Annotated in this window: 16 protein-coding genes; 6 read left to right on the top strand and 10 right to left on the bottom strand. The window is 71.5% G+C overall.

What is annotated here, in order from left to right; translation table 11 throughout:
- Window positions 1-56: 56 nt before the first annotated feature.
- Together ABZ441_RS24220 and ABZ441_RS24225 are read right to left on the bottom strand one after the other, a co-directional pair.
- Window positions 57-2,219, bottom strand: coding sequence for a flotillin family protein (locus tag ABZ441_RS24220; RefSeq protein ID WP_358977753.1), 2,163 nt, complete (start codon window positions 2,217-2,219; stop codon window positions 57-59).
- A 99-nt stretch (window positions 2,220-2,318) separates the two neighbouring features.
- Complete coding sequence (locus ABZ441_RS24225) at window positions 2,319-2,957, bottom strand: hypothetical protein (RefSeq protein ID WP_358977755.1); 639 nt, start codon at window positions 2,955-2,957, stop codon at window positions 2,319-2,321.
- A gap of 296 nt (window positions 2,958-3,253) precedes the next feature.
- Here ABZ441_RS24225 and ABZ441_RS24230 point away from each other — a divergent pair, with 296 nt between their 5' ends.
- Entirely contained in the window at window positions 3,254-4,321 is a 1,068-nt protein-coding gene (locus ABZ441_RS24230) for a helix-turn-helix domain-containing protein (protein WP_358977757.1), read from the top strand.
- Between the two features lie 105 nt (window positions 4,322-4,426).
- Here ABZ441_RS24230 and ABZ441_RS24235 read toward each other — a convergent pair whose 3' ends face one another.
- The gene (locus ABZ441_RS24235) at window positions 4,427-4,882 is read right to left on the bottom strand and encodes a TerB family tellurite resistance protein (RefSeq protein ID WP_031090594.1); all 456 of its coding nucleotides are present in this window, start codon (window positions 4,880-4,882) and stop codon (window positions 4,427-4,429) included.
- A 136-nt stretch (window positions 4,883-5,018) separates the two neighbouring features.
- Here ABZ441_RS24235 and ABZ441_RS24240 point away from each other — a divergent pair, with 136 nt between their 5' ends.
- Complete coding sequence (locus ABZ441_RS24240) at window positions 5,019-5,495, top strand: BlaI/MecI/CopY family transcriptional regulator (RefSeq protein ID WP_358977760.1); 477 nt, start codon at window positions 5,019-5,021, stop codon at window positions 5,493-5,495.
- 11 nt (window positions 5,496-5,506) lie between these two features.
- The gene (locus tag ABZ441_RS24245; RefSeq protein WP_358977762.1) at window positions 5,507-6,460 is read left to right on the top strand and encodes a M56 family metallopeptidase; all 954 of its coding nucleotides are present in this window, start codon (window positions 5,507-5,509) and stop codon (window positions 6,458-6,460) included.
- A gap of 18 nt (window positions 6,461-6,478) precedes the next feature.
- Here ABZ441_RS24245 and ABZ441_RS24250 read toward each other — a convergent pair whose 3' ends face one another.
- The 3 genes from ABZ441_RS24250 to ABZ441_RS24260 all read right to left on the bottom strand — a co-directional run bounded on the left by ABZ441_RS24250 (window position 6,479) and on the right by ABZ441_RS24260 (window position 8,814).
- Window positions 6,479-7,735 carry a cation:proton antiporter gene (locus tag ABZ441_RS24250; RefSeq protein WP_205019031.1) on the bottom strand — a complete coding sequence of 419 codons (1,257 nt, stop codon included), beginning with the start codon at window positions 7,733-7,735 and terminating at the stop codon, window positions 6,479-6,481.
- A gap of 2 nt (window positions 7,736-7,737) precedes the next feature.
- Window positions 7,738-8,208, bottom strand: a complete 471-nt coding sequence (locus tag ABZ441_RS24255) for a TrkA C-terminal domain-containing protein (protein ID WP_031090600.1) — start codon at window positions 8,206-8,208, stop codon at window positions 7,738-7,740.
- A 189-nt stretch (window positions 8,209-8,397) separates the two neighbouring features.
- Entirely contained in the window at window positions 8,398-8,814 is a 417-nt protein-coding gene (locus tag ABZ441_RS24260; protein WP_358977765.1) for an ATP-binding protein, read from the bottom strand.
- A 645-nt stretch (window positions 8,815-9,459) separates the two neighbouring features.
- Here ABZ441_RS24260 and ABZ441_RS24265 point away from each other — a divergent pair.
- Entirely contained in the window at window positions 9,460-9,801 is a 342-nt protein-coding gene (locus tag ABZ441_RS24265) for a MerR family transcriptional regulator (RefSeq protein ID WP_358977767.1), read from the top strand.
- A gap of 187 nt (window positions 9,802-9,988) precedes the next feature.
- On the opposite strand, the gene ABZ441_RS24270 is transcribed toward ABZ441_RS24265, so the two are convergent.
- From ABZ441_RS24270 to ABZ441_RS24280, 3 genes are all read right to left on the bottom strand, one after another.
- On the bottom strand, window positions 9,989-11,428 hold the full coding sequence (locus ABZ441_RS24270) for an SPFH domain-containing protein (protein WP_358977769.1): 1,440 nt from the start codon (window positions 11,426-11,428) through the stop codon (window positions 9,989-9,991).
- An 83-nt stretch (window positions 11,429-11,511) separates the two neighbouring features.
- Complete coding sequence (locus tag ABZ441_RS24275; protein ID WP_358977771.1) at window positions 11,512-12,033, bottom strand: hypothetical protein; 522 nt, start codon at window positions 12,031-12,033, stop codon at window positions 11,512-11,514.
- 105 nt (window positions 12,034-12,138) lie between these two features.
- Entirely contained in the window at window positions 12,139-12,624 is a 486-nt protein-coding gene (locus ABZ441_RS24280) for a peroxiredoxin (protein WP_358977773.1), read from the bottom strand.
- A 162-nt stretch (window positions 12,625-12,786) separates the two neighbouring features.
- Between ABZ441_RS24280 and ABZ441_RS24285 the strand changes: the two genes are divergently transcribed.
- A complete protein-coding gene (locus tag ABZ441_RS24285; RefSeq protein WP_358977775.1) occupies window positions 12,787-13,530 on the top strand; it encodes an alpha/beta hydrolase in 744 nt (247 codons plus the stop codon).
- 76 nt (window positions 13,531-13,606) lie between these two features.
- Window positions 13,607-15,301 (top strand): SpoIIE family protein phosphatase, encoded by a 1,695-nt coding sequence (locus ABZ441_RS24290; protein ID WP_358977777.1) that lies wholly within the window; start codon window positions 13,607-13,609, stop codon window positions 15,299-15,301.
- Here ABZ441_RS24290 and ABZ441_RS24295 read toward each other — a convergent pair.
- Window positions 15,295-15,528 carry a hypothetical protein gene (locus ABZ441_RS24295; RefSeq protein WP_358977779.1) on the bottom strand — a complete coding sequence of 78 codons (234 nt, stop codon included), beginning with the start codon at window positions 15,526-15,528 and terminating at the stop codon, window positions 15,295-15,297. The two genes, ABZ441_RS24290 and ABZ441_RS24295, sit on opposite strands and share 7 nt — an antisense overlap.
- Window positions 15,529-15,575: the final 47 nt, after the last annotated feature.

Here is a 15,575-nt window from a genome sequence, read left to right on the forward strand (position 1 = left end):
GTGCCACCGTCCGGTGGGCCGAGGACCTCCTCACCCACCGGACGGGCACAGGCACCTCAGACGGCGGCGCTCCCGTTACGCGAGGCCGTCGTGTTCGCCGGGAGCGCTCCCGGCCCGTTCGCCGAGGGCGCCGCCGTCGTGTTCGCCGGGGGCGTTCCCGCCGGGGAGGTGACCGTCATCCCCGCCAGCCCCAGCTCCTCCGCCGCGGCGAGCAGCTGCTCGACCTGCCCCGAGGCCGCCCCCGACGACCGCATCAGCTGCATCAGGAGCGCCGACACCGTCAGGTTCTGCACGTCCCCCGTGGAAACGGAACCCAGCACCCGCGTCAGGTCGTCCGTGAACGACCCCCGCCCGTCGAGCCACGGCCCTGCCAGCGCCTGCGCGGTCTTCGAGTTCTCGACGAACCCGTCCACGCTCCGGCCCAGGGAGACCGACGACACCAGCCGGTCGAAGAAGACGGAGTCGCCTCCGACGATGTCGATGTCCGCGTTCTCCAGTCCCGTCGCCAGCACCTTCGCCTGGGCCTCCGCGACCTGCCGCTGGACGTCGAACTCCGCGAGCCGGATCTCCTTCTCCGCGTCCAGCCGCAGCCGGTACTCCTCGTGCCCGCGCGATGCCTCGTCCAGCGCGGCCATCGCCGCCGCCTTCTGCGTGAGCCCCTCCGCCTCGGCCTTCAGCTTCTCGCCGATCACCGCCGCGTCGGCCGTCGCCTGGGCCCGCGTACCCTCCGCGACCGCCAGTGCCTTGACCCGTGTTCCTTCCGCCTCGGCCTTGAGACGGGCCTCGGTCGCCTGCGCCTCGGCGAGGCCGGCCTTCTCGGTGACCTCGGCCTCGGCCTCCCGGACCTGGACGTCGGCCAGTCCGGCCGCGGCGCTCTCCGCCTGCACGCCTTCCGCGAGCCGCAGCTTCGCCTGCGCGTCGAGGTCGGCGGTCTTCAGCCTGGCGTCCGCGAGCGTCAGCTGCTCGGCCGCCAGGTGGACCGCCGCGGCTTCCGCGGCCTCCGCCGCCTTGATGTCCTTGACCAGCTTCTCCTGGGCCTCCGCCTCCGCCGCGATGATCACGGACCTGCGGGTGCGCTCCGACTCCTCGACGGCGCGCAGGGTCAGGATGGACTCCTCCTGCTCGGCGACCGTACGGTCCACCGCGATCCGCTCCCGGATCACGTCCGCCACCTCACGGCGCTCGGCCTCGACCTCCTTCGTCGCGGCGATCCGGTTCAGCTCGGTCTCGCGCTCGCGCCCGATGACCTCCAGGAGCCGGTCCTTCTCGATGCGCTCGTTCTCCACCGCGATGACCCGCTCGCGGTTCTTCTGCGCGACGGCGACCTCGCGCGCCTGGTTCTCGCGCTGGATGCCGAGCTGCTCCTCGGTACGGATGAACGCGCCCTGCGAACCGAGCCGCTCCTCCTCCTGCACCCGGGCGGTGGCCGACTCCTCCCTGGCCCGCAGCGTCTCCACCTCGCGGCGCTGCTTGATCTCCGCCTCGGCCTGACGCCGCTCCAGCTCCAGGATGGTCTCGCGGGCGTCGACGTCCTGGCGGGTGATCTCCTTCTGCTCCGTGCGCTGGAACTCGTTGGTCCGCACGTGCTCGATCGACGTCAGTTCGGTGATCTTCCGGATGCCCTGCGCGTCCAGGATGTTCGCGCCGTCGAGCTGCGCCATCGGCGTCTGCTCGAGGAAGTCGATCGCGGCGTCGTCGAGGTGGTAGCCGTTCAGGTCGGTCCCGATGACCCGGATGATCCGGTCCCGGAACTCCTCACGCTTGGTGTACAGGTCGACGAAGTCGAGCTGCTTCCCGACGGTCTTGAGCGCCTCGGAGAACTTCGCGGCGAAGAACTCCTGGATGGCGACCTTGTCGCTCGCACGCTCGGTGCCGATGGCCTGCGCGACCTTGATGACGTCCTCGACGGTCTTGTTGACCCGGACGAAGAACGTGATGTGGATGTCGGCGCGGATGTTGTCCTGGCAGATCAGGCCCTCGCGCCCGGTACGGCGGATCTCGATGGTCTTCACCGAGATGTCCATGGTCTCGGCCTTGTGCAGCACGGGCAGGACCACCGCGCCCGTGAAGGTGACATCGACCTTCTTGGTCTTCGAGATGATCAGCGCCTTCCCCTGCTCGACCTTGCGGAAGAGGCGGGTGATGACGAAGACCAGGGCGATGGTGATGAGCAGGACGACGGCGACGAGCACGCCGATGCCCCAGGAGATTGTTTCCATGACAGTCCTTGCCGGCTGGTTGGACGTACGAAGACGAGGGCGCGCCCGTGTGACGGCGCGCGGAACCACGGGCCCGGGGCCCGGGGGTGGGAAGGCGGGTCAGACGGCCTTGCGCGGCAGCGGGCGCGGAGCGAGCGCCGCGTCGTAGGGCGAGACCCAGAAGAACTCGCCGTCCGCGTCGTAGGCGTAGAGGAGCCCCGTACTGCCGTAGGTGAACACGTCACCCGGAGCGGACTGCCTCAGCGGCTGCCGTACCTGCACGATCGCGGTCGATCCGTCGACGGCCGCGACCTCGGCCTGCCCGAAGTCGGCACCGACGGATCCCGTACGGATCGTGCAGACCTGACCCACGAAGTCCTCCCGCGATGGAGGAGGTTCTGCGGGGAAGTACCTGCGGAACCGGCGTACGAGCATGCGGATCACCCCCCAGGCGATCAGGAACGCCCCCGCCAGGACGGTGAGGTGGAGAACGGCCCGCAGGGTGCCGGTGGCTCCGCTCCGGAGCACCAGGACGGAGCCGGTCAGACAGGCGAACCAGGAGACGACGACGAACAGCGACACCGAAACGGAGACGGGCACCCCGCCGAAGCCGACGGCTTCGGTGTCCAGGTCGGAGTCGAACGAGTCGTGTCCGGCCGCTCCGGTGAGCACCAGCAGCCAGAAGCAGACGACGACCACCAGGGCCGCGGCGAGGATGACAGCGGGGAACGTGACCGCAGCGGAGAGGAATGCGCTCATCCGGCCCTGCCCCCGTCCCACCTGACGCCCTGCGCTTCGGGAGCCCGGGCGGCGGCTGGGCGGGGCGCCGGTGCTGCGACACCGCGAACGGTCCGCAGCAGCCGGTTCCTTCCCCCGTGATCCCCCGTGATCCCCCGTGCTTCCCCCGTGTGTTGCTGGGTAGATCGTGCCAGCCGGGGCCGCTCGGGTGCATTGCCGGAATCCGGCAGGCTTCGCCGGTCCCGCCTGCCGGGCACCGGCACAGGTCCTCGTGCGTTGGTGAGGTGACAGTCGATTCGGACGTGGAGGAGTGTGCGGTGGCGGAGCCCGAGATCCCCGAGAGGTTCCTGGGGGGCTATACCCGCATCCTGTCCGAGGTCGCGGAGACCGGCCGACGGCTCACCAGGGACGAGCTGGAGACGCGGCGCACCCTCGGCCGTGAGGCCGCGGAGGCCGGACATCAGCTGCGGGCCCTGGTGCGGCGCCATCTCTCGGAGACGCGTACCGCCTGGCCGCGCACCGCGCGGGACGCGTCGGCCGGCGACGCCGTGCTGGGCGCCGTGGAGCAGGCGGTCGACGCCTTCGCGGAGGGCTTCGAGCGGGCCCAGCGCCTCACCGTGCGGCGGGAGGAGGCGGCGCGGCGGGAGTTCATCGACGACCTGTTGTACGGGCGCAGTGACCTGGGCAGGCTCGCGGAGCGCGCCACCCGGTTCGGGCTGCGGCTCTCCCGTGCCCATGCCGTGGCGGTGGCGGCGGGCCCCGAGGCGTACACCGAGTCCGACACCGTGCCCCGCAGTGTGGAGGCGGCGCTGCTCGCGCGTTTCAGCGGCCGGAAGATCCTGCTCACGACGAAGGACGGGCGGCTCGTCTGCATAGCCCCCGGCAGTCAGCCGGACGTTCTGCGGTACTTCGCCAAGCAGGCCCACGCCGCGACGGACGGGCACCAGGTCGCGGTCGGCCGCCCGCACCGCGGTCCCGGCGGAGTGGTCCACTCGTACGACGAGGCGCTCGAAGCCCTCGATCTCGCCGAGCGCATGAAGCTCGACGATCCGGTGCTGTACGCCGCCGACCTGCTGGTCTATCCCGTGCTGACCAGGGACCGGCAGGCGATGGCCGATCTGGTGCGCAGCGAGCTTGGCCCGCTCAGGGAGGCGAGGGGCGGCGCGGAGCCCCTCCTGCAGACACTGTCCGTGTACTTCGACGCGGGATGTGTCGCCGCCGAGACGGCCCGCCGGCTGTCGTTGAGCGTGCGCGCGCTGACGTACCGGCTCGAGCGGATACACCAGCTGACCGGCTCCGACCCGTCCGATCCGGCGCACCGCTACGCGCTGCAGACAGCGGTGATCGGCGCCCGGCTGATGGACTGGCCGGCGAAGGAGCTCTGACACCGGCCGACCGCGCGCGGAGGCCCGCCGAGGAGGGCCGTACGGCGAAGTCCCGCCGTACGCCCGGCGGGCGTCGCGGGGCGGGCGGGACGTCGCGGACGTCTTCTACAGGTCGAACTCGTGCGGCGGCAGGTCGAGCGCGAAGCACGCCTCGCGCACGACGGCCTGCTCCGACTTGTCGAAGTCGCCGTCCGCGCCACCGATCACGATGCCGATCTGGATGACCGCACGCGCCTCGGAGGGCTTCTTCTTCGCCTTGGCGATCTCCTGGAGGACGCTGACCTTGCCGAAGGCGAAGTCCGCGGTGAGCTTGTTCACGTAGTCGTTGAAGCGGCGCTGAAGATCGTCCGCGGGGAAGTTCTGCAGCACGTCGTTGGTGGCGATCAGCGAGGCGACGCGCTGCCGCTCGGACGGGTCGATGGTGCCGTCCGCTGCGGAGACCAGGGCGCACATGGCCATGCTCGCGTCCCGGAACGCCCCGCTCTTCAGGTCGTTCTTCTTCGCCTCCAGCTGCGTCTGCATCGTCGACGCGGATTCCTTGATCCGATCCCAAAGGGCCATGACGTCTCCATACGTTGCGTTGCCTGTGGTGCGGGAACCAGTCGAACTCTACAGTTGTGTAGAAGAACCGTGGGCGGCCGTGGGCAGCACGGCGGCCGACGGGCCCGTGACGCGGCCACTCAGTAGGATGCGGCGGATGAACAGGCCCACAGGTACGGACGACGGCGGGACCCGGGACGGCCGGCGGCTGCCCAGGCGTGGACAGGGACAGCTGGAGTCCCAGGTCCTGGCCGTGCTGCGCTCGGCCGGCGGACCCGCGACGGCCGGCTGGGTGCAGGAGCACCTCGACGGCGGCCTGGCCTACACCACGGTCATCACGATCCTCTCCCGCCTCTACGCGAAGAAGGCCGTGACCCGCACCCGGCAGGGCCGTTCCTACGCGTGGACCCCGGCCTCCGACGAGGCGGGCCTCGCCGCCCTGCGGATGCGCCGTGTCCTGGACGGTGAGGACGACAGGGAGGCGGTCCTGGCCCGCTTCGTCTCCGCGCTGACCCCGGGCGACGAGGCCCGGCTGCGCGCACTGCTCTCCCGCGCGGCCGACGGCCCGGACGACGCTTCCGGGCGTCCCGGCGACGCCGGCCGCCCCGACGACGCCACCGCTCAGGAAGGCTGAGAGCCACCACGATGGGCGTCTTCGTCTACCTGCCACTCGTCCTGCCGCTGACGGCACTGCCCATGGCCCGCCTCGCCGAACAGCACCTGCACCCCAGGAGCGCCACCCGGCTGCTGGCCGCCGTGGGCTCGACGCTGGCCCTGTGCAGCACGCTGTGCCTGGCCCTGCTCATGGTGGTGGGCACCGCCCAGCTCCCCGGAAATCCGCTGCCCGACGGCTGGTCGGACCCCGAGGTGCGCGCCGCGGTTCCGTACGAGGAGAAGGCGGGCCTGATCGCGATCGGCGTCCTGGGAGCGGTGCTGGTGGCCTGGGGCGGCACTCTGCTGAGGCACACCAGGACCCGTGCCCTCGCAGCCCGCGCCCTGCCCCCGTCCCCGGGCGACGGTGCGGCGGACGGCCTCACGCTGGTCCCGTCCCCCGACCCGTACGCGTACGCCCTGCCGGGGCGGCGCGGGCGCGACGGCCGGGTCGTCGTGTCCACCGCGATGATGGACTGCCTGGACGCCCGCGAGCGCCGCGCGCTCGTCGCCCATGAACGTGCGCACCTGGCCGGCCACCACCACCGCTATCTCCTGGTGACGCAACTGGCGGCGCGCGCCAACCCGTTCCTTCTGCCCCTGCGCACGGCGGTGGCGTACAGCACCGAACGCTGGGCCGACGAGGAAGCGGCGTACGAGGTCGGCAGCCGACGGGCCGTGGCCACGGCGGTCGGCAAGGCGGCGTTGTTCTCGCACCGCCCGCCGGGTCCCGCCGTGCTCCCCGCCTTCGCGGCCGCGGGCCCGGTGCCGCGCCGGGTGGCCGCGCTGCTCGACCCCGAACCCTCGGCCGGGCTCTGGCCCCCGGCCTCCGCACATCTGGCCCTGGCGGCGGTGACCGCGACGGTGGGGACGGCGGCCTCGGCGCTCTCGTCGCTCAACGCGACGGTGACGCTCGTCGGCATCCTCCACGCGGCCACCCCGCTCTGACCCGCCGGCGACGGCCCGTCAGCCGGAGTCGCGGGAGTCGCGCCCGGCATGCTCCGGAGTGAGGTCGTCGTGCGACGGCATCGGCTGATCGGCCGCGACGGCCGGCTTCTTCCGCTTGCCCGCGAGCAGCGCCTGCAGCTTCGAGGCGACCGGCTCCGTCCACCGGGCGGTGAGCGGACCGACGATCACCAGGATCAGCACGTACGCCGTCGCGATGGGCCCGATGCGCGGTTCGGTCGCCACCGCGAGACCCGCGATGACGATGGAGAACTCGCCGCGCGCGACCAGTGTTCCGCCCGCCCGCCAGCGGCCCCGCGGCCCGATCCCGGCCCGCCGGGAGGCGTACCAGCCGGTGCCGATCTTCGTGAAGACCGTGACGACCGCCAGCAGTGCCGCCGGGAGCAGCACGGGCGGGATCTCCGCCGGGTCGGTGGACAGCCCGAAGAACACGAAGAACACGGCGGCGAACAGGTCCCGCAGCGGCGTCAGCAGCTTGCGCGCGCCCTCCGCGACCTCGCCGGACAGGGCGATGCCCACGAGGAACGCGCCTACGGCCGCCGAGACCTGCAGCTGCTGGGCCACCCCGGCCACCAGGACGGTGAGTCCGAGGACGACGAGCAGCAGCATCTCCGGGTTGTCGGAGGACACCGCGCGGCTGATGAGCCGGCCGTGGCGCAGGGCCAGGTACAGCACGAAACCGACGGTGCCGAGCGCGATCAGCAGGGCGATGCTGCCGCCGGCCAGACCGACACCGGCGAGCATCGCGGTGAGCAGCGGCAGGTAGACGGCCATGGCCAGGTCCTCGATGACGAGGACACCGAGGATGACGGGCGTCTCGCGGTTACCGAGCCGGCCCATGTCGGTCATCACCTTGGCGATCACGCCCGACGACGAGATCCAGGTGACCCCCGCGAGCGCGACGGCTCCCACGGGCCCCCACCCGAGCATCAGGCCGGCGGCGGCGCCGGGTGTCGCGTTGAGTACGAAGTCGACGGCCCCCGACGGGTACTGCGTCTTGAGACTGGTGACGAGCTCGGACGCGCTGTACTCCAGCCCGAGCAGAAGCAGCAGGAGGATGACGCCGATCTCCGCCCCGATGGCGGTGAACTCCTCACTGGCGCCGAGCGGCAGCAGACCGCCCTCCCCGAACGCGAGACCTGCCAGCAGGTACAGGGGGATCGGCGAGAGGCCTATCCGCCCGGCGAACCTGCCGATGATGCCGAGCCCCAGAATGACGGAGCCCAGCTCCACCAGCAGTGCAGTCGTGTCGTGCACGGTCAGCCCTCCGCAATGATCTCGGAGAGCGTGTCGACGCCCTCACGCGTTCCTACAACGACGAGCGTGTCCCCGATGGCCAGCCGGAAGTCCGGACCGGGCGACGGGTGCGCGCTGTGCGTACGCAGCACGGCCACGATCGAGGCCCCCGTCCGCGTCCGCGCCCGGGTGTCCCCGAGCAGCCGGCCGCCGTAGGGGGAACGGGCCCCGAGCGGAATGTGCTCGGTGACCAGGTCGATGCCCTCGGTCCGCACGGCGTCGATCGGCGCCGCGTCGATGAGATGCGCGAGCCCCGTGGCCTCGGTGGTGGTCAGGGGTACGGAGAGCACGCACGAATCTGGGTCGTCCTTCTCGTAGAACCCCAGGAACCGCCGCCCGTCGTGGTGCACGACAACGGAGATGTGCTGCCCCGATTCGGTGGTGTAGTCGTACTGCACGCCGACTCCTGGCAGCGATGTGCGGTGGGTTCCCATGGCTTCCTCCGAGGAGCACGCGACGGCGGTGCGACGCTTTTGATCATCTCTTTAGTCGCCCATTACCTTATCCGGCCGCGAAAATGCGCAAGGGGGCTTCCACGTGAGGAGACGCGGAAGCGGCGCTGCTCCTGTCACGGGCGGCCGGAACGGACCGTGACAGGAGCAGCGCCGCCTCGTGAGGCCGGGCTACCGGGCGAACTGGGCGCAGACCGTTTTCCCGGCGCCGGGACCGGGGGTGATGGTCAGGGCCTGGGTGAGGCGGTTGACCATGTGCCACCCGAAGCCACCCGTGGCGCCGTCCAGGTCGGGGGTCCGCCCGCGCGGGCGTGCCGGACTGGGGTCGCTGACCGCGGCGGTCACGGTGCCGGGTCCGGCGGACAGGCGGAGGATGAACCGGCCTCCGCCGTGGCGCAGCGCGTTGGTGGCGAGTTCGGAGACCACGAGCACGAGGGTGTCGGCCAGGTCCGGGTCCGGCGCCGGGGAGAGGCGGTCGGTGAACGTGCGGGCCGCTTTGCGGGCCCAGTGGATGCTGTCTGTGCTGGCGCCCCGCACCACGGTCCGCGCGGGTGCCGTCGAGGTACTGGGGATCATCGTGTCGCTCATGGGCTTGCACCCCACCTTGCTTGGTTGATCCGCTTTCGCCTGGACGGTTCACCTGCCCACTCGAGCGGCCTTTACTACTCCGGCACGCGATCCGGTGGAGATTTCGAACGATTGGCGCAGCAGAACAGCGCTCTCCCGACGCACAGAAAATCTGTCGTGGTGGGAGTAGACATCCGCGCTCTTCAGGATTAACGTCTTCCTCGTGGCCAGAGCAGAGAAGGTCCGGCAGGGAAGAACTGCCGGTCGGTCACGCGCAGTTCGCAGGACGGTGCGGTGGTGGAGTTCCGAAGCCAGTGGTCGAAGGACGGTGACGGGACTGGCGACCGGACCGGGTGGCCCGCAGTGATCAGGGGCCGCCATCAGCAGTACAGGCAAGCAAGTGACACAGAGGGAAGAACGGAGGAGTTGACCACCATCAGGATCGCCCGGGCGGAGGAATCCGAGCCGGGTACCGCAGGACATCGACAGGCAGGTGGTCTCCGGTCACGCATATGCGATCCCCGCATCCCCGACCCCTTCGAGGGCGGCCGTGCGGACACAGAAGGCCGGCGCGGTGATCGGCCGGCAGATGGTGTAGCAGTTTCCTTCGGGGCCTTGGTGCCGTACGGCACCAAGGCCCCTCCAGTGCGTTTCGAGAGAGGTTAAATGCCCGCAGACGATTCCTTCCGGCGTCTGGACGACGACGATTTCCCTGCCTACACCATGGGCCGCGCCGCAGCGATGCTCGGCACCACGCCCGCGTTCCTGCGCGCACTCGGCGAGGAGCGCCTGATCACTCCGCTGCGCTCGGAGGGCGGACACCGCCGGTACTCCCGCTACCAGCTGAAGATCGCCGCACGTGCCCGCGAGCTCGTCGACCAGGGCGTCGCCGTCGGCGCCGCCTGCCGCATCGTCATCCTCGAGGACCAGCTCGAAGAGGCCCAGCGCATCAACGAGGAACTGCGCAACTCACCGTCCGGGCTCCCTTCCTCCCGGGTCGGCGCCTGAACGGTGCGAGCGCCGCGAGGCGCCCGCACCTCCGCCCTTCCGGGCCCGTCGGGCACTTCCTCCCGCCCGTGTGCGCCCACCCCGTCGAGGCCGACGCCCCGCGCCGCCGTCCGGGCGGCGGCATCGGACATGCGCGTGCCCGGCCGGTCAGGGAACACCGGCCGGGCACGTGAGGACGGGCCGGCGGTCAGTCCTTGATCTCGATCTTCTCGCCGTCGGCCGCGGGAGCGGGGGCGGGGACCACCGGTGTGGAGCCGCCCGCCTTGCCCTGCAGATTCCGGAGCAGCGAGCCCAGGTCGACGCCGGTGGTGGAGCTGAGGAGCTCCAGGCCCTGGGCCACGTTGTCGGTCACCGTGCGGGACAGCTGGCTGGCGCCGTCCGTGGAGATGACCGTCATCTTGTCGATGGCGCTCAGCGGCTCGGACGCCTTGGCGACGACCTGCGGGAGCACCTCCACCAGCATCTGGAGGACGGCCGCGTCGCCGTACTGCGCGAAGGCGTCGGCCTTCTTCTGCATGGCCTCGGCCTCGGCGGACCCCTTCGCGGCGATGGCGGCGGCCTCGGACTCGCCCTCGATGCGTACGGCGTCGGCGAGGGCCGAGCGGTGGAGCTTCTCGCCCTGACCGGTCAGCCGGGAACGCTCCGCGTCGGCCTCCGCCTCCTTGACCTGGGCGATACGGCGGGCCTCGGCCTCCTGCTCCGCGCGGTAGCGGGCGGCGTCGGCGGGCTTGCGGACCTTGGTGTCGAGCTCGCGGTCGGTCAGGGCGGCCTGGCGCTCGGCGACCTTCTCCTGCTCGGTGAGGACTTCCTGCTGGCGGGCCGCCTCGGCGAGCGGGCCCGCGGCGTTCGCCTTGGCCGCGGCGGCCTCGGTCTCGGCCTTGATCTCGGCCTGCTTGAGGTAGAACGTCCGTTCGGCGATGGCGATCTCCTCGGCCGCCTTCAGCCGGGCCTGCTCGGAGGCGCGCCGGGCGATCGCCTCGGCGATGTCGGCCTCCTGCTTGGCGCGGGCGGCCTCGGGCCGGCCCAGGTCCTCGAGGTAGGAGCCCTCGGTGGTGATGTCCTGGATCTGGAAGGCGTCCAGGATCAGGCCCTGGCCGGAGAGGCTGGCCTCCGCCTCTTCGGCGACCTGCCCGGCGAACGCGGCGCGGTCGCGGATGATGTCCTCGACGGACATGCGGCCGACGATGGCGCGGAGCGCTCCGGAGAGCACTTCCTGGGTGAAGCCGACGATGCCGTTCTGCTGCTGGAGGAAGCGCTGGGCCGCCGCGCGGATCGCGTCCTCGCTGCCGCCGACCTTGACGATCGCGACGCCTTCGAGGTTGGACTTCACCCCGCGCAGTGTGACGGCGCCGCGTACGGCGACGGGAATGTGGCGGCTGGAGAGGTCCAGGGTGAACTTCTGCTGGACGAAGGGCACGACGAAGACGCCGCCACCCACGACGACCTTCTGGCCGCTGTTGTCGATGCTGGTACGGCCGGTCACCGGATCGGTGGACTTCTTGCCGCGGCGCCCCGTGATGATGAAGGCCTGGCTGGGGCCCGCGACCTTGTACCGGGTGACCACGGCGAGGGCCAGGAGCACGAGAAGTACGACAATGCCGATGACGGCGATCACTACTGGACTCATGAGAGGTGTCCCCCCTGCCCTCCCGACGGGACGGCAGTGTGTTCGGTTGTACGGGTTTCGGACAGGCGTAGGGCTCGGTGTGGTCAGCGCTCGACGGGGCGGACCGTGACCGAGGTGGTCGAAAGCGTGGCCTCCACCCAGATCTCGGCGCCGCGTTCGACCGGAACGGCGCTCTTCGCGGAGAACTTCACGGTCTGGCCGGCGAGGCGCAGGAGCACCTCGCCGTAACCGTCGGCCGGGATCGGGGTGACGACGGACCCCGAGGTGCCGACGAGGTCGTCGCCGCGCGGTGTGGCCGTGGTCTGATCGCGCATCAGGGCCTGGCTGAACTTCCAGGTCAGCCAGGCCGCGACGAAGCCGGCCAGGGTGCCGGCCGCGAGTGCCACGGGGAGGCCGGCCCCGGTGGTGCCGAGGACGATCGCACCCCCGAAGCCGAGCATGGACAGGAAGCCGGCGATGACGGGCAGCGAGAGCAGGCCGTCGAAGAAGCCGTTCAGCAGCCCGCCGAGTGCGTCGCCGAGGAGCCCTTCGAGGATGCCGTCGAAGACCAGGGAAAGGGTGAGAAGCACGATCCCCGCAATGCCGAGACCCAGAAGAACGGTCACGTGATCACTCCCCCGGTGTGTGCTGTCCCCCGACAGGTTTCCGTCGAACTGCCTGAATGGTCCCACGGCGGACCGCCCGGGGGCACTGCCGGAGTCCGGCAGTCTTCACGGAGTTCGGATGCCGGAAAGCTGCTGGGCGAGCGTGTCGAGGGACTGGAAGGTGGCGCCGAGCAGGGCGACGTGCTTCCACCGCAGCACACCGTCCGGGCCGATCAGGAAGACGGAACGGCGTACGCCGATGCCGGGTGCGGCGACCCCGTAGGCCCGGGCGGTCTCCCGGCCCTCGTCGGCGAGCAGGGGCATGCGCAGGCCGAAGCCGCGGGCGAAGGACTCGTGGCTGTCCACATCCTGTGGGCTGATTCCCCAGACCTCGGCGTCGAGGCCCTCGAAGGTCTCGAATCCCGAGGAGTAGGAGCAGAGCTGCTTGGTGCACACGGCCGTGTTGTCCCCCGGGTAGAAGGCGAGCACGACGGCCCGGCCCCGCGCGGCCGAGAGCGTGTGGTCGCGCCGCTCGAAGGTGTCGTCGGTGAGAGTGCCGCCGGGAAGGGTGAAGTCCGGTGCGGGACGGCCGATCTGGGGTCCTGACGCCATGTCGGAGGCTCCTTGGGTCGCGTGCGGGAAGGGTCTGTGCCTCGTACAGTGAACGGCACTTCCCACGCATCGACACGTCCGGCCCATCCGGACGCCCTCCGGCACCGAACATGGGGTGAGTGCGCGGGCACCGGCCCCGCACCCCTCGACCCGGAGGTACGTGTGGCCGAAAGACCGCCCTCGGCAGCGGTGCTCATCCTGCACGGCGGCTACGAGACGGGCCTGGCGGCGCCGGCGCCCGGCGTCCTGAACCTGCCCGGTCTGCGGATGCTGCCGGTCTCGCGCGTGGTGTCCCGTGCGGTGCGCGGCGACTCCGAGGTACGGGTACAGCGGGTCCGGTACACGCACCGGGGCTGGAACGGAACCCGCAAGGACCCGCTGCACGACGCCCTGCGGGTGCTGGACGGCCTGCTGCGCGAGGCGGGCGAGATCCCGGTGGTCCTCCTCGGCCACTCCATGGGCGCCCGCGCCGCCCTCCACGCGGCCGGGCACCCGCTGGTCCGATCGGTGGTGGGCCTCGCCCCGTGGTGCCCGCCCGGTGATCCGGTGACCCAGCTGGCGGGCCGCGACGTCGTTCTGCTGCACAGCACCGAGGACCGGGTGACCAGCCCTCTGGCGTCACAGTCGCTGACGGCCAGGGCGCGCCGTGCGGGTGCCCGCACCTGTCTGGTGACGATTCCGGGCAGCGACCACGCGATGATCCGCCGGGCGCCGGCCTGGCACCACCTGGCAGGGCTGCTGGTGACGGGACTGCTGGGGCTGGCTCCGGTTCCGGGACGGGTCGAGGCGGCGTTCGGACTGCCGCGGGGGGCGGCGGCCTCCGAGGGGACGCTGTCACTGGACGGTCTCGGCGCCGGAAGGCCGGGCGCACGGAGATGCGGGGCGGGGCGGGGCGGCGGACGATGAGGTTCCGGGTGCCCGGTGGCCCGTGAGGACCGGCCGCGCCGCACCCCCGCGGGGCACGCACCCTCTGGAGGCTCCGTTGCAGGCCGAAGAGCACGACGACCCGGTACCCGTCGACGTGGCGGTGCTCGCCGGGCTGATCGGCAGCAGCCCGGCCGGGATCGCGGTCTTCGACACGGAGCTGCGCTATCTGTACGTGAACACGGCACTGGAACGGCTCAACGGTCTTCCGGCCGCCGCGCACCTGGGCCGGACCGTCGCAGAGGTGCTGCCCGAGGTCGACATCAGGCTCGACATCATGCGCCAGGTGCTGGCCGACGGCCGGCCCCGCGAGATCACGACCACCGGGCAGACCTGGGCGGATTCCGTCATGACGCGGCGGTTCTGGCGCGGTGCCTGCCACCGCCTGGAAGCGGGCGAGCGGCCACTGGGACTGGTCGTGATCGTCCAGGAGGTCACGGCCACCCATGACGAGCGGGCGGAACTGCTGAGGGCGAGGAGCTATCTGACACTCCTGGACAACGCCGCCGTCAGCGTGGGGACGACGCTCGACCTGGAGACCACCTGCCAGGAGCTCGCGGACTTCGTGGTGCCCGTGATGGCCGACGTCGCCGTCGTGGAGATGATCCGCGAGGACTACGGGCACGACCGCCGCGAGCCGCCGCCCGGAGCGCTGCGGCTGAGGCGGGCCGGTATGGCCGCCGTCCCGGAGCTCGCCGACGAGATCGCCCGGTTCGGCGGGCCGGGAACGGACATCGACTACCAGGAGGACGCGTCCGTGCCCCGCTGCCTGGCCGTCGACGCCCCGGTGATCGAGAACCTGTGGGGCGACGAGCAGATCGGCCGCGCGGCTCCCACCCCCGAGCGGGTCGCCGCCTACCGCTCCATCGGTCTGCACTCGGCGGTGGTCGTACCGCTCACCGCCCGAGGGCGCCCGCTGGGAGCGCTCAGCCTGCTGCGGGCCGGGGGCTCGCCGCCCTTCACCGAGGGGCTGGACGTCGTCGTCGCCCGGACCCTCGCGGGCCGCGCCGCGATCGATGTGGACCATGCCAACCGCTACGCGCACGAACACCACGTCGCCCGGGAACTCCAGCGGTCCCTGCTGTCCGAGCCGCGGGTGCCCGACCCGGGCATCGAGATCGCCTCCCTGTACCTCCCCGCGGGCGAGGGCGCGGTGGTGGGCGGTGACTGGTTCGACGCCATCCCTCTCAAGGGGGGACGGCACATGAAGGTGATGGGCGACGTGATGGGCCACGGGGTGGAGGCGGCCGTGGCCATGAGCAACTACCGCTCGATGCTGCGCATCATGGCCGATGACGACCAGCCGCCGCACCGCGTTCTGGAGCGGCTCGACAGGGCGGTCGAACAGTCCGGCCTCGACCGTGCCGCGACGTGCCTGGTCGCGGTCGTCGACCGGCGGCGGGGTGTCTGCGAGGTGGCCAGCGCGGGTCATCCGCCGCCGGTGTTCCTCGACCCCGGGGCCACCGGGGCGCGGGTGGCGCGACTGCCGGTGGGGCCACCCCTGGGCACGGGCTTCGGCGGCTACCGGACGACGGTGATGCCGTGCGGACCGGGGACGGTCCTGTTCATGTACACCGACGGACTGGTGGAGCGCCGTGACGAGGACATCGACGTGTCGATCGCGAGGCTCGCGCAGCTCACGATGCCGCCGAGCGGAAGGCTGCAGGACCTGCTCGACGAGATCGTGGACCGGTATGCCGACACGGCTGAGGACGACATCGCGGTGCTCGTCTCGCGCAGCCGCCTCTACTGACCGCCCGCCGCGCGTGAGCGCCGCGCGGAGCGTCCGCGCAGCCGGCGCAGGACGAGCAGGGCCGACGTGATCAGAGGCAGAAGCCCCGCCACGGTGTCCGCGGTGGTCAGCCCGTCCCGGGTGCCGCGTGTCCGGCGCATCTGCTTGAGGGTCCGTACGACGGCGATCGCGCTGCCTCCCAGGCTCAGGAGCAGGCCGGCCTTGGAGCTCGAGGTCTTCCTGGGCATCCGTGCGCCTCCCGTCATCGCTGCGCGTCCCCTCCGTCCACGTAACC

It is taken from the genome of Streptomyces sp. NPDC005752 (assembly GCF_040630715.1).
Classification (GTDB): Bacteria; Actinomycetota; Actinomycetes; order Streptomycetales; family Streptomycetaceae; genus Streptomyces.